This is a genomic window from Achromobacter sp., assembly GCF_049647645.1.
GTDB lineage: Bacteria > Pseudomonadota > Gammaproteobacteria > Burkholderiales > Burkholderiaceae_B > Achromobacter.
Map to the genome: position 1 here is coordinate 200,151 of NZ_JBARYB010000209.1, position 25,834 is coordinate 225,984.

General features: G+C 66.6%; 21 protein-coding genes. 13 read left to right on the top strand and 8 right to left on the bottom strand.

Features of this window, described 5'->3' with window-relative positions; all coding sequences use genetic code 11:
- Positions 1-139 precede the first annotated feature (139 nt).
- The 3 genes from WBB14_RS24360 to WBB14_RS24370 all read left to right on the top strand — a co-directional run bounded on the left by WBB14_RS24360 (position 140) and on the right by WBB14_RS24370 (position 2,305).
- Positions 140-1,027 (top strand): DMT family transporter, encoded by an 888-nt coding sequence (locus WBB14_RS24360; protein ID WP_424242060.1) that lies wholly within the window; start codon positions 140-142, stop codon positions 1,025-1,027.
- 157 nt (positions 1,028-1,184) lie between these two features.
- Positions 1,185-2,015, top strand: coding sequence for an RNase A-like domain-containing protein (locus tag WBB14_RS24365; protein ID WP_424242038.1), 831 nt, complete (start codon positions 1,185-1,187; stop codon positions 2,013-2,015).
- Positions 2,012-2,305, top strand: a complete 294-nt coding sequence (locus tag WBB14_RS24370) for a contact-dependent growth inhibition system immunity protein (protein ID WP_424242039.1) — start codon at positions 2,012-2,014, stop codon at positions 2,303-2,305. Before WBB14_RS24365 ends, WBB14_RS24370 begins: the two co-directional genes overlap by 4 nt.
- 70 nt (positions 2,306-2,375) lie before the next feature.
- Here WBB14_RS24370 and WBB14_RS24375 read toward each other — a convergent pair whose 3' ends face one another.
- Positions 2,376-3,032, bottom strand: a complete 657-nt coding sequence (locus WBB14_RS24375; RefSeq protein ID WP_424242040.1) for a GntR family transcriptional regulator — start codon at positions 3,030-3,032, stop codon at positions 2,376-2,378.
- 193 nt (positions 3,033-3,225) lie between these two features.
- Between WBB14_RS24375 and WBB14_RS24380 the strand changes: the two genes are divergently transcribed.
- Complete coding sequence (locus tag WBB14_RS24380; RefSeq protein ID WP_424242041.1) at positions 3,226-4,200, top strand: Bug family tripartite tricarboxylate transporter substrate binding protein; 975 nt, start codon at positions 3,226-3,228, stop codon at positions 4,198-4,200.
- A 24-nt stretch (positions 4,201-4,224) separates the two neighbouring features.
- The gene (ggt, locus tag WBB14_RS24385; protein WP_424242042.1) at positions 4,225-5,820 is read left to right on the top strand and encodes a gamma-glutamyltransferase; all 1,596 of its coding nucleotides are present in this window, start codon (positions 4,225-4,227) and stop codon (positions 5,818-5,820) included.
- Between the two features lie 128 nt (positions 5,821-5,948).
- Here ggt and WBB14_RS24390 read toward each other — a convergent pair whose 3' ends face one another.
- The 5 genes from WBB14_RS24390 to WBB14_RS24410 are packed head-to-tail and all read right to left on the bottom strand — an operon-like array spanning position 5,949 to position 14,071.
- Positions 5,949-7,394: an ArnT family glycosyltransferase gene (locus tag WBB14_RS24390; RefSeq protein WP_424242043.1), complete on the bottom strand. Its 1,446-nt coding sequence runs from the start codon at positions 7,392-7,394 to the stop codon at positions 5,949-5,951.
- On the bottom strand, positions 7,385-8,410 hold the full coding sequence (locus WBB14_RS24395) for a glycosyltransferase family 2 protein (protein ID WP_424242044.1): 1,026 nt from the start codon (positions 8,408-8,410) through the stop codon (positions 7,385-7,387). The genes WBB14_RS24390 and WBB14_RS24395 overlap by 10 nt, the downstream gene beginning before the upstream one ends.
- A 21-nt stretch (positions 8,411-8,431) precedes the next feature.
- Complete coding sequence (locus WBB14_RS24400; protein ID WP_424242045.1) at positions 8,432-11,602, bottom strand: CusA/CzcA family heavy metal efflux RND transporter; 3,171 nt, start codon at positions 11,600-11,602, stop codon at positions 8,432-8,434.
- Positions 11,603-11,615: 13 nt separating this feature from the next.
- Positions 11,616-12,800: an efflux RND transporter periplasmic adaptor subunit gene (locus WBB14_RS24405; protein ID WP_424242046.1), complete on the bottom strand. Its 1,185-nt coding sequence runs from the start codon at positions 12,798-12,800 to the stop codon at positions 11,616-11,618.
- 14 nt (positions 12,801-12,814) lie between these two features.
- Positions 12,815-14,071, bottom strand: coding sequence for a TolC family protein (locus WBB14_RS24410; protein WP_424242047.1), 1,257 nt, complete (start codon positions 14,069-14,071; stop codon positions 12,815-12,817).
- 228 nt (positions 14,072-14,299) lie between these two features.
- Here WBB14_RS24410 and WBB14_RS24415 point away from each other — a divergent pair, with 228 nt between their 5' ends.
- The 4 genes from WBB14_RS24415 to WBB14_RS24430 all read left to right on the top strand — a co-directional run bounded on the left by WBB14_RS24415 (position 14,300) and on the right by WBB14_RS24430 (position 17,462).
- Positions 14,300-14,641, top strand: a complete 342-nt coding sequence (locus tag WBB14_RS24415; RefSeq protein WP_424242048.1) for a DUF4148 domain-containing protein — start codon at positions 14,300-14,302, stop codon at positions 14,639-14,641.
- A 150-nt stretch (positions 14,642-14,791) separates the two neighbouring features.
- Complete coding sequence (locus WBB14_RS24420; protein WP_424242049.1) at positions 14,792-15,481, top strand: heavy metal response regulator transcription factor; 690 nt, start codon at positions 14,792-14,794, stop codon at positions 15,479-15,481.
- Positions 15,481-16,830, top strand: coding sequence for a heavy metal sensor histidine kinase (locus WBB14_RS24425; RefSeq protein WP_424242050.1), 1,350 nt, complete (start codon positions 15,481-15,483; stop codon positions 16,828-16,830). Before WBB14_RS24420 ends, WBB14_RS24425 begins: the two co-directional genes overlap by 1 nt.
- Before the next feature lie 158 nt (positions 16,831-16,988).
- Positions 16,989-17,462, top strand: coding sequence for a DUF4148 domain-containing protein (locus tag WBB14_RS24430; protein ID WP_424242051.1), 474 nt, complete (start codon positions 16,989-16,991; stop codon positions 17,460-17,462).
- A gap of 46 nt (positions 17,463-17,508) precedes the next feature.
- On the opposite strand, the gene WBB14_RS24435 is transcribed toward WBB14_RS24430, so the two are convergent.
- Entirely contained in the window at positions 17,509-19,014 is a 1,506-nt protein-coding gene (locus WBB14_RS24435) for a tripartite tricarboxylate transporter permease (RefSeq protein WP_332013615.1), read from the bottom strand.
- Between the two features lie 183 nt (positions 19,015-19,197).
- Positions 19,198-20,169: a Bug family tripartite tricarboxylate transporter substrate binding protein gene (locus WBB14_RS24440; RefSeq protein WP_424242052.1), complete on the bottom strand. Its 972-nt coding sequence runs from the start codon at positions 20,167-20,169 to the stop codon at positions 19,198-19,200.
- Positions 20,170-20,299: 130 nt separating this feature from the next.
- Here WBB14_RS24440 and WBB14_RS24445 point away from each other — a divergent pair, with 130 nt between their 5' ends.
- The 4 genes from WBB14_RS24445 to WBB14_RS24460 all read left to right on the top strand — a co-directional run.
- Positions 20,300-21,244, top strand: a complete 945-nt coding sequence (locus WBB14_RS24445; RefSeq protein ID WP_013395305.1) for a LysR family transcriptional regulator — start codon at positions 20,300-20,302, stop codon at positions 21,242-21,244.
- Between the two features lie 140 nt (positions 21,245-21,384).
- Positions 21,385-23,460, top strand: a complete 2,076-nt coding sequence (locus WBB14_RS24450; RefSeq protein WP_424242053.1) for a hydantoinase/oxoprolinase family protein — start codon at positions 21,385-21,387, stop codon at positions 23,458-23,460.
- A gap of 9 nt (positions 23,461-23,469) precedes the next feature.
- Positions 23,470-25,206, top strand: coding sequence for a hydantoinase B/oxoprolinase family protein (locus WBB14_RS24455; protein WP_424242054.1), 1,737 nt, complete (start codon positions 23,470-23,472; stop codon positions 25,204-25,206).
- On the top strand, positions 25,203-25,834 hold a 632-nt coding region (locus WBB14_RS24460; protein WP_424242055.1), incomplete at its 3' end, for a thiamine pyrophosphate-binding protein. The genes WBB14_RS24455 and WBB14_RS24460, both read left to right, overlap by 4 nt.

Sequence of the window (25,834 nt, forward strand, 5' to 3'; positions counted from 1 at the left end):
GAATCCGGAAATCTGTTCGGTGAGCGGTCATCGGATCGGCATCCCCGCGCATACGCGCGCCGTGGAGCGTGTCTTGAGGCGCTGTATATTGCTCACCATTTCGTAGCGCCTGAAGCAGACCGTGAAGTCCAAGACCTCGATGTTCGCCCTGTCCCGCCAGGAAATCGCCCTGGTGCTGGTCACCATGCTGTGGGGAAGCACCTTCCTCATCATCCACATCGCCATGCAGCACAGCGGGCCGCTGTTCTTCGTGGGCGTGCGCTTCACGATCGCCGGACTGATGGCGCTGCTGATGTTCCGCAAGCACATGGCGGCAATCACGCGCCAGGAGGTCGGCGCGGGCATCGCCATCGGCTGCGCCCTGTTCCTGGGCTATTTCCTGCAGACCTACGGTTTGCAGACCATCACCAGCAGCCAGTCCGCCTTCATCACGGCAATGTACGTGCCCATCGTGCCGCTGTTGCAGTGGGCCGTGCTGAAAAAGCCGCCCGGCCTGATGAGCTGGGTGGGCGTGACGCTGGCCTTCGCCGGCCTGATCCTGCTGGCCGGCCCGCAAGCCGGCGCCCTGAACTTCAGCGCGGGCGAAGCCGCGACGCTGGCCGGGGCCGCGGCGATCGCCGCCGAGATCATCCTGATCGGCCACTACGCCAAGAAGGTCGACAGCCGCCGCGTCACCTTCGTGCAGTTGCTGACGGCCGGCCTGGTGTCATTCGCGTTGATGCCCGTGATGGGCGAAGCAGTACCCGAATTCTCGTGGCTATGGGCCGGCGCCGCCATCGGCCTGGGGCTGGCCAGCGCGATCATCCAGCTGACCATGAACTGGGCGCAGAAGTCGGTGTCGCCAACCCGCGCCACCGTCATCTATGCGGGCGAGCCCGTGTGGGGCGGCATCGTGGGACGCCTGGCCGGCGACCGGCTGCCGGCGCTGGCGCTGGTGGGCGCCGGCCTGATCGTGGCGGGGGTGCTGGCCAGCGAGGTCAAGTTCGGACGCAAGAAAGCCGCCAAGGTCAGGTCGAACAAGATCTGACCGACGTCGCGGAGCCATTGCCAGCCTCGCCAGGCGTCAAGAACATCGGTTTCGTATCTATTGGGAGCGATTCCATCCGGACAATCGGACAAGCCTGATCGACGAACCTTTGGATTTTCGAGACATTCGACGTTCTGTCATTAGATGGGGCGAACGAATGACCGAAGACTCAGGCGTCAGCATTGCGCTTACACCCGTGCAGTTGGCTGCGATCCTGCATGGCGAGTCGATTGGCAATGAAGCGACTCTTTCGAATCGAATGTGGGGTGGCCTTACGCTGGTGGCGGGCTTGGCCGAAATGGTCGGCGGCGCTGCACTTTGTGTAGTGCCTGAGCCAACCGGCCTGACCAAGGCCGGTTGCGTACTGCTTGGTGCCCACGGTTCAGATACGGCAACAACCGGTCTGTACCAAATGTGGACGGGCCAGCAAGCGCAATCTCTGACGGCGAGGGGTCTCACCGAGCTTGCCACGAAGCATGGTGCGACACCCGGCTCAGGCCGGACGCTGGGCTTGGCAGTCGAGATAGCGGTGCCCGTGGGGTTTGCGGGTGCGGTAAAAGCTGCACGGGTATCGAGTGTTATCGCCGGGCGGATATCGCTGTCGAGGCATGAAGCCAGCATTCTCGGCGGAGTCGGCGGGCACACGCTTGCAAAACATGTTGAAAAGACAAAGGCATTCCTTGAGGCACGGTTGCGGGCAGAGCCACGCCTTCCTGCCGCCTCGACTTTTCATTCCATTGCGGCGGCAGAGCAGGCCGTAAACGCGCTAATGCGCCGTCAATCTCAGACGGTGGCGACATGGGCCGCGTCAGCCCATAATGGCGACAAACTGGGCTTGAGCGGCCCCGCCTCCGGAAATCTGGGTGTTGTGCTCGTACGAGGGGCGACTACTGTAGTCGAAGGGACAGTAGTCAGGGTCGCGCTTAAGAAGCAAACATACAACGGCATGCCGTACTTCGTTTTAACTGCCTACTTAGCCACCCAATGACGACGACGCAAGAAAAATACCCGGAGCTCGACCAACTCTTTTGGGCCTATTTCAATGAGGATTTCGATCTATCCGGCGATACGATCGAGGAAATCGCTACGTCCTACAGGCGGGCAGTGGATCAGAGGCGAATCCTTCTGGCATGCGCTGAAATGAACAAGTTCATGAGTCACCATGGCACGGACGCTGCAGACGCCTTTGCGAAACGATGGGGAAGCTTCGATCCAAAACTCTGGGGCCATACCATCGCTTCATTTTTTGACGAGCTGAAGCGAGTTCTCAACAGCTAGATGGCCGAGCACGGCGCAGCTCGCCAGACCTACTCGCAGACCGAGTCACGCAACCGGAAGCCTCGACGCCCTAGCCAGCCTGTTCCAGGAACGCCTGCAAGGCCGGCACGGTATTCAGCACATGCTGGCGCATTGCGGCCTCGCAGCGCGCCGGGTCGCGGGTTTGCAGCGCGGCGATCAATTCCTGGTGCGATTCGCGCACCCGCAGGACGCGGCCGGGTTGCGCCACCCACAGGCGCATATAGGGTTCGACCACGGAATGCAGTTCGGAGATCTGGCGCAGCAGGCGCGGCTGCTGGCAGAAGCTGCATAGGTATTCGTGGAATTCGCGGTGCGCCGTTATCCAGTCCAGGTGTTCGCCCGGCCCCTGCTCCAGCTGCTCCAGCAGCAGCGACAAGCGGCGGATGTGCTCGGCGCCCATGTGCAGCACTGCGTTGCGCATGGCCAGGCCTTCCAGCACGGAGCGCATTTCGAACACTTCCAGCATTTCCTGCTGGTTCAGGCCGCGCACTACCGCGCCGCGGTTGGCGCGGATCTCGACCAGCCCTTCGGAGGCCAGCCGGCGCAGCGCGCCCCGCACCGGCATGCGGCTGGTGCCGATCTCGGCCGCGACCACCTCGGGCACCAGGCGCTGGCCGGGTGCGTAGCGGCCCAGGCGGATTTCACGCTGCAGGTGCAGGTACGCCTCGTCCTCGGCGCTGATCGCTGTCTTCTGGAATTGCAGCATTGGGGATCCAGGGTTAGGGCCAGTCAACACTAAAAGGAGCCTCGCACAGGCTCCACGAAGCCGCCATGATAGATAACCGCAAAAATAACACAAATTGGATCCAGTGATCCATGGATGCAAATACCAATAGTCCTGGATCGTCCGCTTGCGTCTAATCCCTGCACGCACTCCATAACGCGATCAAGGGGAATTCATGAAGTTTCGTCTCATCCGGGCGCTGGCAGGCGCCGCCGCCATGGCCTTCGCCGCCCAGGCCGGCGCCCAGGCGACCGACTGGCCGCAGCATCCCGTGCGCATCGTCGTGCCCTTCCAGGCGGGTTCCGCCACTGACCTGATTTCGCGCCAGCTGGGCGCCGCGCTGTCGACGGAACTGGGACAACCCTTCGTCGTCGAGGCCCGTCCGGGCGCCGCAGCCGCCATCGGCAGCGCCTCGGTCGCGCGCGCCACGCCCGACGGCTACACGCTGCTGATGGGCGGCCCCGCCGCCATCGTCACCAACCGCTTTTTGCAGAAGCGCCTGGCATACGACCCCGACGCCTTCGCGCTGGTGTCGATGGTGGCCTACACGCCCAACATCCTCTTGGCCAACCCGTCGCAACCGTTCAAGACCCTGCCGGAGATGGTGGCCTACGCCCGCGCCAACCCGGGCAAGCTGACCTATGCCTCGTTCGGCACTGGCACCACCTCCCACATGGCCGGCGAAATGCTCAAGTCCGTGGCCGGCATCGACATCCTGCACGTGCCCTACAAGGGCGCGGGCGAAGCCATCCCGGCGCTGCTCAGCGGCCAGGTCTCGATGTACTTCGATACCATCATGACCGGCCTGCCCCAGGCCAAGAGCGGCGCGCTGCTGGCGCTGGGCATGTCCAACGCCAAGCGTTCGGCGCTGGCGCCGGAGATCCCCACCATCGCCGAACAGGGCTACGCCGGCTACGACATCGCGCCGTGGTATGGCCTGGTCGCCCCCGAGGGCACGCCCGCCCCGGTGCTCGACAAGCTCAACCGCGCCGTCAACAAAGTGCTTGCCGATCCGGCGCTGCGCAGTAAGCTCGCGGAAGCCGGCGCGGAGCCCCGTGGCGGCAGCCGCGAGGAGTTCGCCGCTTTCATCAAGGCCGAAATCCCGCGCACCAAGCAGCTGATCGATCAGGCCGGCATCACGCCCCAGTAATTTTCATCACGAGTTCCCGCATCCATGTCTTTACCCTTCGATTGGTCTTTCCCCTACGCCTCCCGGAAAATGCCGGTCCTGGCCGCCAATGCGGTCGCGACCAGCCAGCCGCTGGCGGCGCAAGCCGGGCTGCGCATGCTGCTGGCCGGCGGCAATGCCGTGGACAGCGCCATCGCCACCGCCATCGCGCTGACGGTGGTCGAACCCGTCATGAACGGCATCGGCGGCGACATGTTCGCGCTGGTCTGGCATGACGGCCAACTGCACGGCCTGAACTCCAGCGGCTGCGCGCCCGCCGCATGGACGCCGGAGTACTTCGCCGGACGCGACGCCATGCCCGGCACCGGCTGGGGCACGGTGACCGTGCCGGGCCAGGTCGCGGGCTGGAAGGCCTTGTCGGAACGCTTCGGCAAGCTGCCTTTCGCGCAGTTGTTCGAGCCCGCCATCGCCTATGCCGAGGACGGGTTCGCGGTATCGCCCACCATCGCCCGCCAGTGGGCGACGCAGGCGCCCAAGCTGGCGCAGGAGCCGGGCTTCGCCGCCGCCTTCCTGCCCGAGGGCCGCGCGCCTCAGGCCGGCGAATGGTGGCGCTTTCCCGCGCAGGGCAAGACGCTGCGCGCCATCGCCGAAAGCGGCGGCGAGAGCTTCTACCGCGGCGAGCTCGCCCAGAAGATTGCCGATTTCGCCAGCCAGACCGGCGGCGCGCTCAGCGCCCAGGACCTGGACGAGCACCGCCCCGAATGGGTCACGCCGATCTCGCAATCGTTCCGCGGCTATGAGCTGCACGAGATCCCGCCCAGCGGCCAGGGCATCTCGGCGCTGATGGCGCTGGGCATGCTGGAACAGTTCGACCTGGAAAGCATGGGCCGCGACAGCGCGGACTACTACCACGTCAGCATCGAAGCGATGAAGCTGGCTTTCGCCGACCTGCACCACCACGTCGCCGATCCGCGCCACATGCGCACCAGCGCCGCCGCCCTGCTGGACCGCGCCTACCTGGCCGAACGCGCGCGCCAGATCTCCATGGACCGCGCCAGCGTGCCGGTCGCAGGCACGCCCGCCACCGGCGGCACCGTGTACCTGACCGCGGCCGACGCCAGCGGCACCATGGTGTCCTTCATCCAGTCCAACTACCACGGCTTCGGTTCCGGCGTGGTGGTGCCCGACACCGGCATCAGCCTGCACAACCGCGGCCTGAACTTCGTGCTCACGCCCGGCCACGCCAACCAGGTCGCGCCGCGCAAGAAGCCGATGCACACCATCATCCCCGCGTTCGTGACGCGCGGCGGCCAGCCGCTGATGTCGTTCGGCGTCATGGGCGGATCGATGCAGGCCCAGGGCCATCTGCAGATGATCACGCGCCTGGCGGCGTTCGGCCAGAACCCGCAGGCCATGAGCGACGCGCCGCGCTTCCGCGTCGAAAAAGGCCCGGTGGTCAACGTGGAATCGCATCTGCCCGCGGACGTGGTCGACGCGTTGCGCGCGCGCGGCCATAACGTCGCGGTGGCTCCGGCAGACAGCCTGGAGTTCGGCTCCGCGCAGCTGATCTGCCGCCTGCCGCAAGGCGGCTACGCGGCCGCCTCGGACTCGCGCCGGGACGGGCAGGCCGTGGGCTTCTGAGCCCAGCCCGGCCTGGCCGGGCGCGACGTGCCAAGCATCGCCGCCGCTTCCGGCGGCGATGCGCATTTCAGGCTATCGGATCACGCGGCGCATACGGCCGCCTGCGTGACCGCCCAAACTTGCACGCCCTAGGGCGGCGCTTGCGGCCCGGCGATCAGCAAGAGATAGCGCCGGCTCGAGTAGACGGGCTCCAGCATCGCGCCCAGTTGCTCGCGCACTCGCGGCAAATCCGCTTTTTCCACCGCCAGGAAGACCCTGCCGCTCTCGCGGGGCAACACAGTCGCGACACCGTCCAATGGCACCAGTCCAGCCTGTCCGCGCGAGTAGTAGCGCGCCGAGAACGGCAGGCTGTCGACGAAGTAGAACTTTTCGTTGGACGCCATCAACGCATAGGCCCGGGCGACCAGCTGCTTTTCCGTCTTGAGCCGTTCCGGGTTGACCTGCAGCATGGCGCAGAAGACGGCCACCGCAATCGGGGCCACCGCCATGCAGGCCAGCGCGGCACGGCCCGGCCCAGAAGCGCGGGCGCGGCTCAGGCACACGCCTATCGCCAGGGCCAGCGGCGGCAAGGCTGGCAGCGCATAGGTCCACAGGATGTTGCCCGACAAGGTGAAGAAGACCGGCGTGGCCGCCCCCCAGGCCAGCAGGTAGGTCCAGCGTGGACGGCGCAGCCATCTCCTGGCCTGCGCCGCGGGTCCGCAGCCGCGCCAGCGGCGCGCAAGCAGCCAGACGCCGAACAGCCCCCAGGGCAGCGATGCCACAAGGCCGTCCAGCCAGATGGCGCCGTAAGGCCTTCTGTGCGCGGAACCGTAGAGGTCCCCGCTCCAGCCCGCATCGACGAAACGCAGGAAGTGTTCACCGACGATGAAGTATTGGATGAAGCCCGGCGTCTTGATTTCCGCCGCCACATACCAGGGCAGGACCAGGACGGCCATCATGATGGTCCCCGCCGCCCACGGCAGGCGCCGCAGGTCGGCCCGGACGGTCCCCTGCCAGAGCATCCACGGCACGATGGCGCCCGCCACCAGCACGGCGGCCAGCGGCCCCTTGGACAAGAGGCCGATGGCCAGCCCCAGGAAGAAACCGTAGCGCCATAATCCCGCCGCTGGCCCGCGGGCCAGGGCGAATGACGCCATGCTGAGCGTGACGCCCAGGGCAAGGAATGGATCGGTCAGCACCGCGCCGGCCGCGACCAGGGGCAGGAACATGGAGGCATACGCCAGCACGGCCCATCTGGCGGCCTGCACCGTGTACAGACGGCGGCCCAGCGCATAAAGAATGGCGAGCGTCGCCGCCGTGGCCAGCAGTGACGGCAACCTGATGCTGAATTCGCTCAAGCCCAGCAGCCGGATCGACAGCGCCTCGGCCCAGAATCCCAGCGGCGGCTTGCCCCAGAACGGCACGCCCGGCGCGAACCAGGGCGTGATCCAATCGCCGCTTTCCGCCATCAGCCTGGCGATCTCCGCGTAGCGCGGCTCGGACGTGTCGGCGAACGGCGCCAGGACCATCGCCAGCAGGCGCACGCCCAATATCGCCGCCAGGCCGGCGGCCACCGCCCGGGCGCTCAGCTGCAAGCTGCATCCCTCCCGTAGCCCGATGCCGTCACGCCCGCGGAACCGCTGTGCTGGACGTCGCGCACCAGATAGACAGGCCGCTGCTTGCTTTCCATGTAGGTCTTGCCCACGTATTCGCCCAGCAGGCCGATGGTGATGAGCTGCACGCCGCCCATGAAGGTCATCATCGCCATCAGCGACGGATAGCCCGCAACGTCATCGCCAAACATCAAGGTCTTGAAGATGATGCCGGCGCCGAACACCGCGCCGCCCAGGGCCGCGACCGCACCTAGCCCCGTCGCCCAGCGCAAGGGCGCGGTGGAGAACGAAGTGATGCCTTCCATCGCCAGGCGGAACAGCGCCAGGTAGCTCCATTTGGTGGTGCCGGCGGCGCGCGGCTCGCGGTCGTAGTCGATGATGCGGGTCGGCATGCCCACCCAGGCGTACAGCCCTTTCATGTAGCGGCACCGTTCGGGCAGCTGCATCAGCGCCGTCACGGCGCGCCGGCTCATCAGCCGGAAGTCGCCGGTATCGGGCGGGATCGCGGCCTTGCTCAGCCGACTCAACAGACGGTAGTAGGCATAGGCGGAGAGCCGCTTCAGGACGCTCTCGCCCGCGCGGCTGCGGCGCCGCATGCTGACCACGTCCGCGCCCTCCTTCCAGGCGCGGACCATCTCGGGGATGGCCTCCGGCGGATCCTGCAGATCGGCGTCCAGCATGATGACCGCGGCGCCAGCCGCATGTTCTATCCCCGCCGTCATCGCCGCCTCCTTGCCGAAGTTCCGGCTCAGCCGGACCAGCTTGATGCCGCGCTCGTCGCGCAGCAACGCCTGCAAGTACTCGGCGCTGCCGTCGCTGCTGCCGTCGTCGACAAACACGATCTCGTACGGCATGCCCAGCGCCTTCAGTACCCGCCGCAGGCGCTGGTGGCAGGCCGGCAGCACCTCCCGCTCATTGAGGAAGGGAATGATGACGGACAGCTGTATCGGGCTGGCTACGCTTAGCGCCGCGATGTCGATTTCGGGTCTGGCATTCATCGGATCGCCTCTCTGTCGGGCCTATTCCCGGGCAAGCGCCGGTTTCGACAGTTCAAGTTCGTCGGCGTCGTCATTCCTGTGCGCCAGGCGGTACAGGGCCGGCAACACCAGCAACGTGAGGATGGTGGAAGAAATGATGCCGCCGATCACCACGGTAGCAAGCGGGCGCTGCACCTCGGCGCCCGTGCCGGTGGCGATCGCCATCGGCACGAAGCCCAGCGAGGCCACCAGCGCCGTCATCAGCACCGGACGCAGGCGCGTCAGCGCCCCGATACGCACGGCTTCGGCCACCGACTTGCCCTCTTCGCGCAGGCTGCTGATGAACGACAGCATGACCAGGCCGTTCAGCACCGCCACCCCGCACAGCGCGATGAAGCCCACCGCCGCGGTGATGGAGAGCGGAATGCCGCGCAGCCACAGGGAGATCACGCCGCCGGTCAGCGCAAAGGGAATGCCGGTGAACACCAGCAGCCCGTCCTTGACGTTGCCGAACATCGCGAACAGCAGCACGAATACCAGCAGCAGGGCCGCCGGCACCACGATCTGCAGGCGCTTGGCCGCGGATTGCAGCTGCTCGAAGGTGCCGCCCCAGGACGTCCAGTAGCCGGCAGGCACCTGCACCTTTTGTTCGATGGCCGCGGTAGCCTCGGACACGAACGAGCCCAGGTCGCGGCCCCGCACGTTGGCGCTGACCACGATGCGGCGCTTGCCGTCCTCGCGCGAGATCTGGTTGGGCCCCGGCGCCAGGTCGAAAGTGGCGACCTCGCTCAACGGGATGTAGGCCGCTTGCGCCTGACCTTCTTGCCTGGGCAGGGCCACGGGCAACTTCTTCAGCGCCGCCAGGTTCTCGCGCACGGCCTCGGGCAGGCGCACCACGATGTCGAAGCGCCGATCGCCCTGGAAGAAAGTGCCCGCCTCGCGGCCGCCCACGGCAATAGCCAGGGTGTCCTGCACGTCCGCCATGCTCAAACCGTAGCGCGCGGCGCGTGCCCGGTCGACGTTGACCGTGAGCATGGGCAGGCCGGTGGTCTGCTCCACCTTCACTTCCGAGGCGCCCGGTATGGTCTGCAGGACTTCGGCAATCTCGGTCGCCGTGCGGTTCAGCACGTCGTTGTCGTCGCCGAACACTTTCACCGCCACGTCGCTGCGCACGCCGGAGATCAGCTCGTTGAAGCGCAGCTGGATGGGCTGGGAGAACTCATAGTTGTTGCCGGGAACCTGGTTGGCCTCCTCCTGGATCGCCGCCAGCAATTCGGCGCGAGTCTTCCTGGGACTGGGCCACTGGTCGATCGGCTTGAGCATGATGTAGCCGTCGGAAATGCTGGGCGGCATGGCGTCGGAGGCGATCTCCGCGGTGCCGGTGCGCGCAAACATGCGCTCGATCTCCGGGAACTTCTGCTTCAGCCGGGTCTCCAGCTGCTTCTGCATCTCGACCGACTGCGTCAGGCTGGTGCCCGGGATCCGCAGCGCCTGGATCGCCATGTCGCCTTCGTTCAGGTTGGGGATGAACTCGCTGCCCATGCGCGCCGCCAGCACCCCGCTCAACACCACGAAAACGGTTGCGCCAGCCAGAATCAGCGGCGTGCGGCGCAGCGCCACTTCAAGCAAGGGCTCGTAGCGGCGCTTGGCCCATGCCATCAGACGATTTTCTTTCTCGGAGACATTGTTCCCCATGAACAGCGCCACCGCGGCCGGAACGAAGGTCACCGACAGGATCATCGCCCCCAGCAGCGCCAGCACCACGGTCAGGGCCATGGGATGGAACATGCGCCCTTCCACCCCGCTGAGCGCGAAGATGGGCAGATACACCACCATGATGATCAACTGGCCGAACAGCAGCGGCCGCCGCGCCTCGCGCGCTGCCGCGAAAACCTCATGGAAGCGTTCGCTGCGCGTCAGCGGCCTGCCATGGTGCGCCCGCGCATGGCTCAGGCGCCGCACGCAGTTCTCCACGATGACCACCGCGCCGTCGACGATGATGCCGAAGTCCAGCGCGCCCAGGCTCATCAGGTTGGCGCTGACCTTGTAGGTCACCATGCCGGTGAAGGTGAACAGCATGGACAGCGGGATGATCATGGCCGTGATCAGCGCCGCGCGGATGTTCCCCAGGAACACGAACAGGATGACGATGACCAGCGCCGCGCCTTCCAGCAGGTTCTTCTTGACCGTGGCGATGGCCTTGTCGATCAGGTTGGTGCGGTCGTAGACCGTCACGGCCTGCACGCCGGCCGGCAGCGATTTGTTGATGGCCTCCAGCTTGACCGAGACGGCCTGAGACACCGCGCGGCTGTTCTCGCCTATCAGCATGAACACCGTGCCCAGCACCACTTCCTCGCCGTTGCTGGTCGCCGCGCCCGTGCGCAGTTCACGGCCGATGGAAACCTCGGCCACGTCGCGTATCCGGATCGCCTGGCCCTCCACCGTCGCCAGCACCACGTCGCGGATGTCGTCCATGGACTTGACCTGTCCGGGCGCCCGGATCAGGTACTGCTCGCCCTTGCGCTCGATGTAGCCCGCGCCGATATTGGCGTTGTTCCGTTCCAGCGCGGTCATGATGTCGGTCAGCGCCAGCCCGTAGGAGGCAAGCTTCTCGGTACTGGGCGCCACCTGGTATTCCTTGGCGTAGCCGCCAATGGCGTTGATCTCGGTGACTCCAGGGATGTTGCGCAGCTGCGGCTTGATGATCCAGTCCTGGATCTCGCGCAGGTCCATGGGGGTGTAGGCCGAACCGTCTGGCTTGCGGGCGTCGTCCCGCGCCTCCACCGTCCACAGATAGATCTCGCCCAGGCCCGAGGATATCGGCCCCATCATGGGCGTCACGCCCTCGGGCAGGTTTTCCTTCGCTTCCTGCAGGCGCTGGTTCACCAGCTGGCGGGCGAAATAGATGTCGGTGCCGTCCTTGAAGATGACCGTCACCTGCGACAGGCCATAGCGCGACAACGACCGCGTCTGCTGCAACCCCGGCAGGCCGGCCATCACCGTCTCGATCGGATAGGTGACGCGCTGCTCGGTTTCCAGCGGCGAATAGCCCGGCGCGCCGGCGTTGATCTGGACCTGCACGTTGGTGATGTCCGGCACGGCGTCGATGGCGAGCCGGGAATAGTTGTAGACGCCGATGGCGGCCATGCCCAGTGTGACGAACAGCACCAGCCAGCGTTGTTCGATGGCGAAACGGATCAAGCGTTCAAACATGTTCCGCCCCGGCTCAGTGCGCGTGCTCGGCGCCGGCCTTGCCCAGCTCCGACTTGAGGACAAAGGTGTTCTCGACCGCATAGCGCATGCCGGGCGCAAGTCCCGACAGCACCTCGACCCGGTCGTCCGACGCCTTGCCCAGTTTCACCGGCTGCACCAGAAAGCCGCCCGGCACTTCCACGAACACGGTGGGCTCGTTGTCGACGGTCTGGACCGCGTCGGCCGCCACCGTCACCGCGGCGTCGGACATCCGGGTCACCACGTCGACCGAGACAAACAGCCCGGGACGCCAGGCCATGTCCGGATTCTCCAGCGTGACCCGGGCGGTGGCCGTGCGCGTCTGCTGGCCCAGCAGCGAGCCGATGTATGAGACCGTGCCTTCCGCCTTGCCGGCGAAGGCGGCGGAGCTCACGCTGGCCGCTTCGCCGACGCGCACATCCTGCAGGTCCTTGGGCGCGATCACGAATTCGGCCCACACCGTGCGCAGGTCAGACAAGGTGAAGATGCTGGCGTTGTCGGGCAGGGCTTCGCCCAGCGCAATGTGCTTTTCGACCACCACGCCGTCGAAGGGCGCGCGGATCTCCAGGCTGCCCAGGTCCTTGGAACGCGGCTCGGCGCCTACCGTGCGTAGCTTCTGCTCCGCGTTCTGCACGGCGATATCGGCCTCCTGCAGCGCGGTGCGGGCCGCCTGGTAGTCCTGTTCGGCGGATACCTTTTCCTGCCACAGGCGCAGTTCGCGCCTGTGGGTCTGGGCGGCAAGATCGCGCCGCTTGGCCGCGGCCAGCCATTCGCTGCGCAGCTCGGACAGCGCCGAACTGGACAAAGTCGCCAGCAGCTCGCCCTTTTTGACCTGTTGACCCAGGTCCGCCGACACGCTTTGCACCACGCCGGCCATGCGCGGCACCACGTGCGCAGTGCGGTCCGCATTGAACTTGATCTCGCCCGGGAACTGTACGGACGTCGCCAGCGCGGCCGGCGCAGCGACTTCGGACTTGATGCCGGCCACCGCGATCTGCTCGGGCGTCAGGGCGATTTTTTCCTGTTCCTTCGCAGCCTCCGCGCCTTGCTCCGTCTCGGCATGCCCGTGATCCGCTTCGCCCGCCGCCAGCACGGGGTACGCGGGCGCCAGCAGCAGCGCCGCGCACAGGCTCGCCGCGGTCCACATCATGGGGGGTTGCTTGTTTTTGTGTTTTGCCATTTCTTGTGCTCGTTTCAACGTCCGAGAATGCGGTCGATATCCGCGGAAGCCTGGTACACGGATGCCAACACCGTCAGGTAGGCAATGTTTCCGTCCGACAGGGTGCGCTGCGCGTCCAGCACCTCCAGGAAGCCGAACTTCCCTGCTTCGAAGCCCTTGCGCGCGGCGTCATAGGCCTGGGTAGCGCCCGGCAGCACCGCGGTGCGGTACTCGCGCGCGGAGCCCACCGCCAGATCGAAACGGGTCACGGCCTGCAGCAGTTCACCCATCAGGCCGGACTCCAGCTCGCGGTACTGGTCCTGCGCCTTGTAGGCCTGCATGGTGGCGGCGTAGACATTGCCCTGGTTCCGGTCGAAGATCGGCAAGGGAATGGAAACGCCGAGCTGGGCCTTGTTGCGGCCTGCTTCGTTGTCGCGGGCCACGCCCGCGCTCAAGGTGATGTCCGGATAGCGCTTGCTCTTCTCGACTTCCAGCTGCGCCTGCCCCAGATCGACGGCGAGCTTGCCGCCCCGCATCCTGGGCGTTGCGGCCAGGCCGGCGCGCAACTCGTCTATGGGCGCCCGCTCCGGCAGCGCCTGCAAATCTCCGCCCACGCTGGCGAAACCGGGCTCGGCCTCGCCCCACAGCAGGCCGAGCTTGCGGCGCGCGCCCTGCAACGCCGCCTCGGCTCCGCGCGCCTCGATGCGTGCATTGGCCAGCGCGACCTGGGCCTTGCTGCCTTCCAGCGGCGGCGCCTTGCCCGCAGCCACGCGCCTCTCGGCCAGCCGCAAGGCGCCGCTGGCGATATCCACGGTGCCGCGCGTCACGCGCACGGATTCCTGCGCCACCGCCACGTCGAAGAAGGCCGCAATCACCGCCGCCCGCAAGCCGGCCCGCGTGCCCGCCACGTCCTGGCGCGCCAGGTCCCGGGACAGGCCTGCCGCCTTGACCCGGGCGGCCCGCTTGCCGCCGGTCTCCAAAGGCATGTTCAGCATGGCGGTGGTGGTGCGCGTAGCCGATTTCGTATCGTCCACGCTGACGTCGACAGACGGATTGGGCAGCACGCCCGCCTGCGTCAGCAGGCCTTCGGTCGCCGCGGCCTCATTCTTCGCTGCGGCAAATCCAGGATTGCGTTCCAGCGCCGCGGCCAAGGCACGCTCCAGCGTCAGCACGGCGCCTGCCTGGCTCTGTTCAACGGGTACGGGAGTGCGAGCCGCGCTTGCGTCCTGGGCGGACGCGGACGCGGCGATCATCAGGGCCGCCAGGGTCAGCGGCAAGGCAGATACATGCATGGTTCAACCAAGGAAGGTGCGAGCCGGCAATGTATCCAGGCGGGCGCGTCAATCGACCGACAGAAAAATGACATTTCCGTAAGGTTCACGGGCCTTACGAAAACGTAATCAGGGAGTTCGTGAATTGACGGACATGCGTCCGTAGAGTGTCACCGTCGCTACACAAACAGCGTGTATGCACCGGCCGCGACACCGTCGTCGGCGCCGCGCTCAACCTAGGAGATATCCATGAAGATCCAAACCCTTTCCGCCGCCCTCGCCCTGGGTTCCGTGTTGGCCTTTCCCTTTGCCGCCAGCGCTTCGAACACCTGGCACCAGACCAACACCGAGATCGGCTACGCCATCGCGCCGGATCATGCCGCTGGCGGCAAGACCCGCGAAGAAGTGAAGACCGAGCTGGCCGTGGCCAAGTCCGACCCGAAGCAGTGGTTCCTGACCAATCTGAACGCCGCCAAGCCGGGCTGGGTCAAGCAAGGCACCTCCCGCACCCGCGCGGACGCCATGGCGGAAATCGAAGCCATGACGCCGGCTGAACGCGCCCGCCTGGACGCGATCTACACCCCGGGCTGAACCCGGCCCCGTGGCGGACGCGTCCCGCGCCTGCCGGCGTGCGCAGGGCGGCTGGGCCGCCCTGTTTGCGTTTTCTTCGCCTGCGACGATTCCGCCTAGAATAGGACGCAGGATCCGAGGACTTCCGCGCACTCTTTTTATTCTGCTGATATGAAAGTACTCGTAATCGAAGACGAAAAAAAACTCGCCGAGTACTTGCGGCGAGCGCTAACCGAACACAACTACGTGGTCGACGTGGCCCTGGACGGCGTCACCGGACTCCATCTGGTCCGTGAAAGCCAATACGATCTCGTCCTGCTGGACGTGATGCTGCCCGCCATGGACGGATTCTCCGTGCTGGCCGAGATCCGCAAGACCAGCCGCGTCCCCGTCCTGATGCTGACCGCGCGCGACAAGCTCGAAGACCGGGTCAAGGGCCTGCGCGATGGCGCCGACGACTACCTGGCCAAACCGTTTGCCTTGTCGGAACTGCTGGCCCGGGTGCTGGCGCTGGGCCGGCGCAGCGGCCACGGCCAGACCGAAACCATCGCCCAGAACGTGCTGCGCATCGACGGGCTGGAACTGGACCTGCTGCGCCGGCGCGCCAGCCGCGACGGCGTGCGGCTGGATCTGACCGCCAAGGAATTCACCTTGCTGGCCCTGCTGATGCGCAAGCAGGGGGAAGTCCTGTCGCGGCTGGAGCTGGCCGAACAGGTGTGGGACATCAACTTCAACAGCAACACCAACGTGGTCGAGGTCGCGATCCGCCGCCTGCGCGGCAAGGTCGACGAACCCTTCGAAAAGAAGCTGCTGCATACCGTGCGCGGCATGGGCTACGTGCTGGAACCGCGGAGCGACTGATGGCCGGGCAGCGCCCCAAATCGCTGCACCGCTGGCTGTCGCGCTGGCTGGCGATCCAGACTTTCATCGCGCTCGGCCTGGTATGCGTGGCGGTCTATTACGCGACCAACCTGAACCTGGCCAGCCGCCAGGAAGCCCTGCTGCAGCAGAAGGTCGAGGTCGTGCGGCACCTGGTCGAGGAAAACGCCGCCAGCCAGGATTCCACCCGCCTGCGCCACAAGCTGAGCGACTTCTTCTACGGACGCCCTGACTTCTCGCTGGTGCTGGAAATAGACGGCGAAAAGGTCTACTACGGCAGCCCCATCGCCGGCGACAACGACTTCCGCCATGAACGGCGCATCGCCTTCACGCTGCCCTTCCCCGGCGCGCCCGGCGACGCCATGAACGCGGAACTGGTGCTGGACATCTCCAGCGACATCCTGCTGCGCAAGGCCCTGGCCTGGACCCTGTTCGCCTGCGCCCTGGCCGGCGCCATCGTCGTGGCGGCGGTCGGCACGCTGCTGGTGCGCCGCGGGCTTGCGCCGCTGGACGCGCTGGGCAAGCAGGCGGCGCAGCTGTCCCCGGACCGCATCGGCGAACGCCTGGACGAAAGCGGCCAACCCTGCGAGATCCGGCCGCTGGTGCGCCAGTTCAACGCGGTGCTGCAGCGGCTGGAGCGCGCCTACGTGCAGATGGAAGGGTTCAACGCCGACGTCGCCCACGAGATGCGCACGCCGCTGGCGACGCTGATCGGCGAGACCGAGCTGGCGCTGAGCACGCGCCCGTCGCCGCAGGCCTTGCTGGAAACGCTGGGCTCCAACCTCGAGGAACTGCAGCGCCTCTCCAGCATCGTCAACGACATGTTGTTCCTGTCGCAAGCCGACCGCGGCGCGCAGGCCCGAGGCAGCTGGCAGGACAGCCTGGCCGCCATCGTTCAGGAGGTCACGCAGTACCACGAGGCCGAAGCCCTGGACGCAGGCGTTGAGATAGCCGTGGCCGGCGACGCGCCGGCCCTGGTCGACCGCAGGCTGTTCCAGCGGGCCGTGTCGAACCTGGTTTCCAATGCGGTGCGTTATGCCGCCGCGGACAGCGTGATCGAAGTCGAAATCGCGCGCGACGCCGCCGGCGTCATCCTGGTCTCCGTGCACAACGCGGGCGAGCCGATACCGCAAGAGCATCTGCCGCGGCTTTTCTATCGCTTCTACCGCAGCGACAGCTCGCGCGAGTTCGACGCCAACCACCATGGGCTGGGGCTGGCCATCGTCGCCGCCATCGCCCGCATGCACGGCGGCCGCAGCTACGCCAGATCGGCGAACCGGACCACCACCATAGGCTTCAGCATCGCGGCGGCGGACATTACAGAAAGCTAATCCGCCTGTCCGGATTCTGTCCGCCCCCGCTCCCTAGAATTTCTCCATGCCGCTTGAAAGCCAGCCAAAACAGCGGCTTTCAAGGGCGCCGGCCTCAGGGAGGCCATCTGCCTCCCCTGGATTGTTGAGACTGCCGGACCACGTTCCATGGAGAAATTATGAATCGTCTGACCCTGTTGATCCTTGCCATTTCCGTTGCCGCAGCGGCCCCGGCTGTCCAGGCCGAGCCGAAGACCCGCGAACAGGTCAGGCTTGAACTGGAGCAGGCGAGGAATGCCGGCCAGGTCACATACGGTGAACTGGACTACCCGCCCGCCATCGCGCCCTCTCAAGCGGGCAAGACCAGCGCCCAGGTTGCCGACGAACTGCAACGCGCCAAGGCCGCCGGCCTGGTCACCTACGGCGAGCTGGACTACCCGCCTTCCCGGCCGGCGACCGCATCCAAGACGCGCGCGGAAGTGCGCGCCGACCTGAACCTGTGGAAGCGCTCGGGCATGGCGGACCTCTATCGCGGGGCGCAGGAGCCTGACGTGTTCAGCCTGAAGTACCGCCAGCGATATGCGGAGTATGTAAGGATGCGCACGGGCGCGGAGTATCGGCAGCAGCTGGCGATTGAGAACGGCAGACAGTAGACGTCACCTGCCGCGCGGTCCACGCTAAAGCAGGAGCGGCCCGGCCTCAGTCCTCTTCGACGAACGCCTCCTCGCGCTTCTTGCGGATGTTGGGCAAGGCAACCAGCACGACCAGCACTAGCGCCGCGCCCAGCAGGGACGCGGACAGCGGCCGCTCCACGAAAGTCGTGAAATCGCCGCGCGACAGCAGCAGCGCGCGGCGGAAGTTCTCTTCCATCATGGGACCAAGCACCAGGCCAAGCAGCAGCGGCGCGCCCTCGCAGCGCAGCTTGCTCCAGATGTAGCCGACGACGCCGAAGAAGGCCGTCATGTAGAGGTCGAAGGTGTTGTAGTTGAGCGAATACACCCCGATCGTGCAGAACACCAGGATCGCGGGGAACAGGACGCGGTAGGGAACCTTGAGCAGCTTGACCCAGAGCCCGACCAGCGGCAGGTTGAGAATCACCAGCATCAGGTTGCCGATCCACATCGACGCGATCAGGCCCCAGAACAGCTCGGGATGGCTGGTCATGACCTGGGGGCCGGGCTGGATGTTGTGGATGGTCATCGCGCCCACCATCAGCGCCATTACCGCATTGCCCGGGATGCCCAGCGTCAGCAGCGGGATGAAGGACGCTTGCGCCCCCGCATTGTTGGCCGATTCTGGCCCGGCCAACCCGGCCGGATGGCCTTTGCCGAAACGCTCGGGTTCCTTGGACAGCTTCTTTTCCAGCGTGTAGGAAGCGAAGGCCGACAGCACCGATCCGCCCCCGGGCAGGATGCCCAGCATCGATCCGACCGCGGTGCCGCGCACGATCGCAGGCGCCGCCTCGCGGATCTCCTGCCGGTTGGGATACAACGAACCCACCTTGTCCGTGATTTCGACCCGCTTGTCCTTCAGTTCCAGGTTATTCATGATCTCGGCAAAACCGAATACGCCCATCGCCACGATCGCGAAATTGATGCCGTCCTGCAGCTCGGGAATGCCGAAGTCGTACCGGGCCACGCCGGAATTGACGTCCGTGCCGACCAGGCCGAGCAGCAGCCCCAGCAGGATCATGCAGATCGCCTTGACCAGCGAACCCGATGCCAGCACCACCGCCCCCACCAGGCCCAGCGTCATCAGAGAGAAGTATTCGGCCGGCCCGAACTTGAACGCAACCTCTGCCAGCGGCGGCGCGAATGCCGCGATCAGCATGGTGGCCACGGATCCGGCGAAGAAGGAGCCGATGGCGGCCAGCGACAGCGCGGCGCCGCCGCGGCCGTTACGGGCCATCTGATGGCCGTCGAGCACCGTGACGACCGCGGAAGTCTCGCCTGGCAGGTTGACAAGTATGGCGGTGGTCGAGCCGCCGTACTGTGTGCCGTAATAGATGCCAGCCAGCATGATCAGCCCCGCGACGGGCGGCAGCACATAGGTGATCGGCAGCAGCATCGCAATGGTGGGCACGGGTCCCAGGCCAGGCAACACACCCACCAGCGTGCCCAGCACGCATCCCAACAGCGCATACAGCAGGTTTTCCGGCGTAAACGCCACGGAAAACCCCAGCATGAGGTTATCGACAAGTTCCATCCCCGCTCCTTGGTGTTTTTATCGTGATACGAAAATAGATCGTAGTACGATATAAAACACCAAGAAACCCGGGTTTTTACGGACTGAGGAAGCGCAGCTGAAGGATGGCGGGCGCGCTGCCGATCTCAGCAACCCGCTCGCCGTGGGACGACGCCGAGGCCATGCCGCTGACGCGGCAAGGCCTCACATCGGCTTGAGATCGACCTCTTTGGCGATCTTGCCGAAGGTTTCCAGATCGCTCTTCACGCGGGCGGTGGTTTCGGCCGGCGTGGACACGCGCGGGATCATCGCCAGGTCCAGCAGGCGCTGCTTCATTTCCGGCTTGGCGAACTCGCGCGCCAGAGCCTGCTGGATCTTGTCGACGATCTCGTCCGGCGTGCCCTTGGGCGCGGCCAGACCGAACCAGGCAACTGCGGAGAACCCCGGCAGGCCGGCTTCGGGCGCGGTCGGCACGTCGGGCAAGGCCGCCACGCGTTCCGGGTTGGTGACGAACAAGGGGCGCACCTTGCCGGCCTTGATGAAGGGCGTCTGCACGCCGGTGTTGTCGAGCACCGCGTCGATGTGGCCGCCCAGCAGATCGTTCATGGCCGGACTGCTGCCCTTGTAGGGCACGATGTTGACCTGCATGCCGGCGGCGCGGGCGAACATGAGCTGGGTCAGGTGTTGCTGCGTGCCCAGGCCGGCATTGCCGAAGGTGATCTTGTTGGGATTCTTGCGGCCGTAGTCGATGAATTCCTGCAGGTTCTTGGCAGGGAATTCATTGTTCGTGACCACCACGAAAGGCAGGTCGACCAGCACCGTGATCTGCTTGAAGTCTTCCAGCGGCTTGTAGCGCAGCTTGTAGACGTAAGGATTGACCGCCATGGTGCCGCTGGCGGTCAGCGCCAGCGTGTAGCCGTCCGGCTCGGCGCGCGAGACGAACTCGGTACCCAGCACGCCGCCCGCGCCGGGCTTGGCCTCGACAATGGCCGGCTTGCCCAGTTCGGCCTGCAGGGCCTGCGCCGCGAAACGCGCCAGCATGTCGGCCGATCCGCCGGTCGCGTACGGCAGGACGATCGTGATCGGCTTGCTGGGATAGACGTCCGCGGCCATCGCGGGCGCGGCGATCCCGGCCGCCAGACAGGCAGCGGCCAGAGTTTTCAGATGCTTGACCATCAATGATTTCCCCTCGTGGTGTAACGACTGCGCTTGCACCCGGGGAAGATTAAGCGCTCCCGTGTTATATGGCTAATCAACAATTAAAATAGATCTCTATCACCAACGTTGATAATCACCTGGGACTGCGATGCTGACCTCGATGGACCTGAACCTGCTGCGCATCTTCGACGCGGTCATGACCGAACGCAACGTCACGCGCGCGGCCTCCGCCCTGCACATGACGCAGCCCGCGGTCAGCAATGCCATCAACCGGTTGCGGCTGACCTTGAAGGATCCGCTGTTCGTGAAGATCCAGGGCGGCGTGCTGCCCACGCAGCGCGCCGAACTCCTGTGGCCGCCGATCCGCGACGCGCTGGCCCGCATCGCCGATACGCTGGAACGCAACGACTTCGATCCGGCGCGCTCCGAAGCCGTGTTCCGGATGGCCATGTCCGACTACGTGGCGGATCAGGTCATCCGCCCGCTGTTCGTGGAACAGCAGACCGTGGCGCCCAATGTCCGCATCCACCTGCATCCCTATTCGCTGGACAACGCCGGCGTGCTGCTGGAGAAAGGCGAAGTCGACATGGCGGCGGGCGTGTATTCCAACTTCGGCTCGTCCCTGCGCACCTTGCCGCTGGAAACGCTGACCTACGTCTGCGCCATGCGCAAGGGCCACCCGCTGCTGGCGCAGCCGCGCTTCACCCTGGACAACTTCCTGCGCGCGCGCCACCTGATGGTGAGCCTGCTGGGCACGCCGACCCTGATCGACCATGAACTCGCGCCCCACGGCTACAAGCGCAACGTGGTGCTCACCATCAACCAGTTCGCGCTGGCCCCGCGCCTGCTGGCCGAGACCGACCTGATCTGCGTGGTGCCCCTGAACACCGTGCGCAACAGTCCCTACAGCCATTTGCTGGAAGCGGTGGAAGCGCCCTTCCCGTTCGCCCCGCGCACCGTCAACCTGATCTGGCACGAGCGCTCGGACAATATCCCCGCTCACCGCTGGCTGAGAGAGGAGATCCTGAAGGTCTGCCAGGCGCAAGGGATGGTGTTCGATCAGGCACAACCGGCGGAGTCTCATCCGTACTGACGTACTGACGTCCTGACAAATCATTCACAACAGTGATAATCACTGATACCAATCTTTGATTGGACCGAATGATGGTGCGTCAATAGCATTCTGGTCATCCCACTCCCGGCGCCTTGCGCGCCAGCATCCTGGAGACCAGCGTGACCCAGACCGCATCCGCCCCGGGCGCCCGCCGTTTTCGCGTCGGCTTCGACGTAGGCGGCACGTTCACCGATTTCACCCTGCTTGCCGAGCACACCGGTGAACTGCATTACTACAAGGTGCCTTCGACGCCGCACGATCCGTCCGAGGCCATCCAGACCGGCCTGGCCCACCTGATACGCGAACACGAGATCGCCGGTTCCGAACTGGCGCACGTGGGCCACGGTACCACCGTGGCCACCAATATGGTGATCGAGCGCCGGGGCTCGCGCTGCGCGCTGGTCACTACCCGCGGCTTTCGCGACGTGCTGGAGATCGGCCGGCAAACGCGCCCCCACCTGTACGACTACAACGTCACCAAGCCGCAGCCGCTGGCGCCGCGCGAATGGCGGTTCGAAGTGACCGAGCGCATCGGCGCCGACGGCGCGGTGCTACAGGCGCTGGATGAGGACGAGGTAGCGGCGGTGGCGCGCGAACTGGCCGCGGCCCGCGTCGAGGCCGTGGCCATCTGCTTCATGCACAGCTACCGCAATGATGCGCACGAGCGCCGCACGCGCGACATCCTGGCCGAACACTTGCCGAACGTCTACCTCAGCGTGTCCAGCGAGATCCTGCCGGAGTTCCGCGAGTACGAGCGGATGTCGACCACCGCGCTCAATGCCTACGTCGGCCCGCGCATGGCCGGCTACATGCGCAACCTCGTGAGCTCCGTGCGCGCCATGGGCGTGGCTGCCGAGCCGACCACCGTGCACTCCAACGGCGGCCTGATGTCGGTGGAATCCGTGCTGACCGCGCCCGTGCGCACCTGCGTGTCGGGTCCCGCCGCCGGCGTGATCGGCGCGACCGAATTGGGCCGCGTGGCGGGCCTGCCCAATCTGATCACCTTCGACGTGGGCGGCACCAGCACCGACGTGTCGCTGGTCGCCGAGCTGCGGCCGCTGTTCACTTCCAGCCGCCTGGTGGCCGACTATCCGGTCAAGACCCAGATGGTGGACGTGCACGTCATCGGCGCGGGCGGCGGCAGCATCGCGCGCATCGACGACGCGGGCGCGCTCAAGGTCGGCCCGCAGAGCGCGGGCGCGGTGCCAGGCCCCATCGCCTACAACCGCGGCGGCGAAGTCGTGACCATCACCGACGCCCACGTGGTGCTGGGCCGCCTGAACCCGGTCGCGCTGCTGGAAGGCCGCATGGCAGTCCATGCGCGGCAGGCGCGCGAAGCGCTGGAAGCGCAGATCGCCCGCCCGTTGGGGCTGAGCGTCGAAGAAGCCGCCTACGGCATCCTGCGCATCGCCAACTCCAACATGGCGCGCGCGGTGCGCGCGGTCTCCACCGAACGCGGGCATGACATCCGCAAGTTCGCACTGTGCGCCTTTGGCGGCGCGGGCGGCCTGCATGCCGCCGAACTGGCGCGCGACTGCGGCATCGGCACCCTGCTGATCCCGCAGGAGCCCGGCACCATGTGCGCACGCGGCATCCTGCTGTCCGACATCTCCATGGACTTCGTGCAGACCTTGATGGCCTACGCCACCGCCGACGGCTGGACGGTGGTCCGCCAGGCGCTGGCAGCCCTGGCCGGCAAGGCCCGGGCCTGGCTGTCGAGCGAAGGCGTGCACGACGCGGAGCAGCGCCTGTCTGCCGTCATCGACGCGCGCTACCAGGGCCAGAACTTCGAAATCGCCGTGCCGCTGGACGGCATGCAGCTGATGCCGCTGGACGAGTTCGTCGCGGCATTCAGCGCGGCGCACGTGCGCGAGTACGGCTACGACGCCGCCGGCCGCCCGGTGGAGATCGTCAATTGCCGGGTGCGCGCCACCGGCCTGGTGCCGCGCGCGCCCTTGGCCCGCGTGCCAGGCGGCGCCAGCGTGGACGGCGCCCTGAAGGAACGCCGCAACGTGTATTTCGAGGGAGCGGGCTGGGTCGACACGCCCATCCTGCGCCGCGCCCTGCTGCCGGTGGACGCGCCAGTGGACGGGCCGGCCGTTATCGAGGAAATGAGCTCGACCACCGTCGTGCTGCCGGGCCAGCAGGCGCGCGCCGACGAATACGGCAACCTCGTCGTCAACCTCAATCCCTAAGGCGCTGCCATGACCAAGCAATCGACTTCCGCCGCCGGCACCGACACTTTCGACCCCATAGAAATGGAGGTCTTCAGCAACCGCCTGCTGTCCATCACCGAGGAGATGGGCAACACGCTGATCCGCTCGTCCTTTTCCACCAACATCAAGGAGCGCAAGGATTGCTCCGTGGCGTTGTTCGACGCCGCCGGCCGCCTGGTGGCGCAGGCCGCGCACGTGCCGGTGCACCTGGGATCGCTGTCCGGCGGCATAGACGCCGTGCTGCGGCGCTACGGCGCGGCCGGCGTGCGGCCCGGCGACGCGTTCCTGTGCAACGACGCCTATCTGGCGGGCGGCACGCACGCGCCTGACATCACCGTCATCACGCCCATCTTCCACCAAGGCGCGCTGCGCTTCTTCGCGGCCAACATCGGCCACCATACCGACGTGGGCGGCGCCGTGCCCGGGTCCACCTCGCACCATCTGAAGACGGTGTGGGAGGAAGGCATCCGCCTGCCGGCCATGCGCATCGTGCGCGAGGGCGAGCTGGACATGGACCTGCTGGAGATGATCGCGCACAACACGCGCGAACCGGACAACCGCATGCACGACATCCGCGCCCAGATCGCCACCAACGACAAGGGCGCCAAGCTGATGCTGGAACTGGTGCAGCAATCCGGCTTGCAGACCGTGCTGTCTGCCATCGACAGCATCATGCTGTACACCGAACGGCGTCTGCGCAACCGCATCGCACAACTACCGACGGGCACCTACACCTTCACCGAACGCATGGACGACGACGGCATGGGCGGCGACCCCGTCATCATCCAGGCCCATGTGCAGGCGCGCGACGGCCAGCTCCATGTGGATTTCACGGGCACCAGCAAGCAGGCGCGCGGCGCCTTCAACCTGCCCGCCAGCGCCCTGAACGCCAGCGTCTACTTCGCCGTGAAGGCCATGCTCGATCCCGAGCTCATGCCCAACAACGGCCTGTTCCAGCCCATCACCATCACCGCTCCCGAAGGCACCATCACCAATCCGCGCTTTCCGGCGGCGGTGGGCGCGCGCGTCACCACCGCGCAGCGCGTGGCCGGCACCGTCATCGGCGCGCTGGGCCAGCTGCTGCCGCCCGACCGCGCCATGGCCTCGTGCAACGACGTCATGCCTTCCATGCTGTTCTCCGTGCCCATGCAGGACGGCAAGGGCACCTTCGTCTACCTGGAAACCCTGGGCGGCGGCGCGGGCGGACGGGCGCAGGGCGATGGCATGGACGGCATCCAGGTGCACGTGACCAATACCTCCAACCTGCCCGCGGAAGCGCTGGAAATCGAGTACCCCCTGCTGGTCGAGGAATACGCGCTGGTCAACGACAGCGGCGGCGCGGGCCGTCATCGCGGCGGCATGGGCATCGCCCGCCAGATCCGCTCGCTGCACGAGCAGTTGATCTGCACCATCCGTTGCGACGCCGCGCTGTTCGGCGCCGCCGGCCTGAACGGCGGCCTGACCGGCGGAACTTCCCGCGTCGTGCAGAACCCTGGCCGTGCGGACGAGCAACGCCTGCCCAACAAGATCGCCAGCCATCCCCTGGCCAGCGGTCAGTCCGTGCGCCTGGAAACGCCCGGAGGCGGCGGCTACGGCCTGCCCGCCGAACGCGCCGCCGCCGCCATCCGCAACGACGTGCTGGGCGGCAAGGTCAGCCGGGCCGCGGCCGAACGCGACTACGGCGCGGAACGCGTGGCGCGCGCGCTGCAAGGAGACACGGCATGAGCACGCCCGCCCCTGGGCCGCGCAGCGGCGGTGAATTGCTGGTCGCGCAGTTGCAGGCCTATGGCGTCGAACGCGTGTTCATGGTGCCGGGCGAGAGCTTCCTGCCCTGCATCGACGCCCTCTACGCCAGGCGCGACACGATCGAAGCCGTGGTCTGCCGCCAGGAGGGCGGCGCCGCCTACATGGCCGAGGCGCACGGCAAGCTGACCGGCCAGCCGGGCATCTGCTTCGTCTCGCGCGGTCCGGGCGCGACCAACGCCGCGATCGGCGTGCACACGGCACGGGAAGACTCCACGCCCATGATCCTGTTCATCGGCCAGGTCGGCAGCGATACCGTCGACCGCCAATGCTTCCAGGAAGTGGACTACCGCGCCATGTACGCGCCGCTGGCGAAATGGGTCGCCCAGATCGAACGGGCCGACCGCATTCCCGAGTACCTGGCGCGCGCCTGGGCGATCGCCACGGGCGGACGCCCAGGACCAGTGGTCCTGTCCCTGCCCGAGGACATGCTGTCCGGCCTGGCCGACGTTGCGCTGGCCGCGCCGCCACCGGCGCTGTGCGCCCGTCCGGCCGACACCGACATGCTGCGCCTGCGCGACCTGCTGGAGGCGGCCGAGCGGCCTTTGCT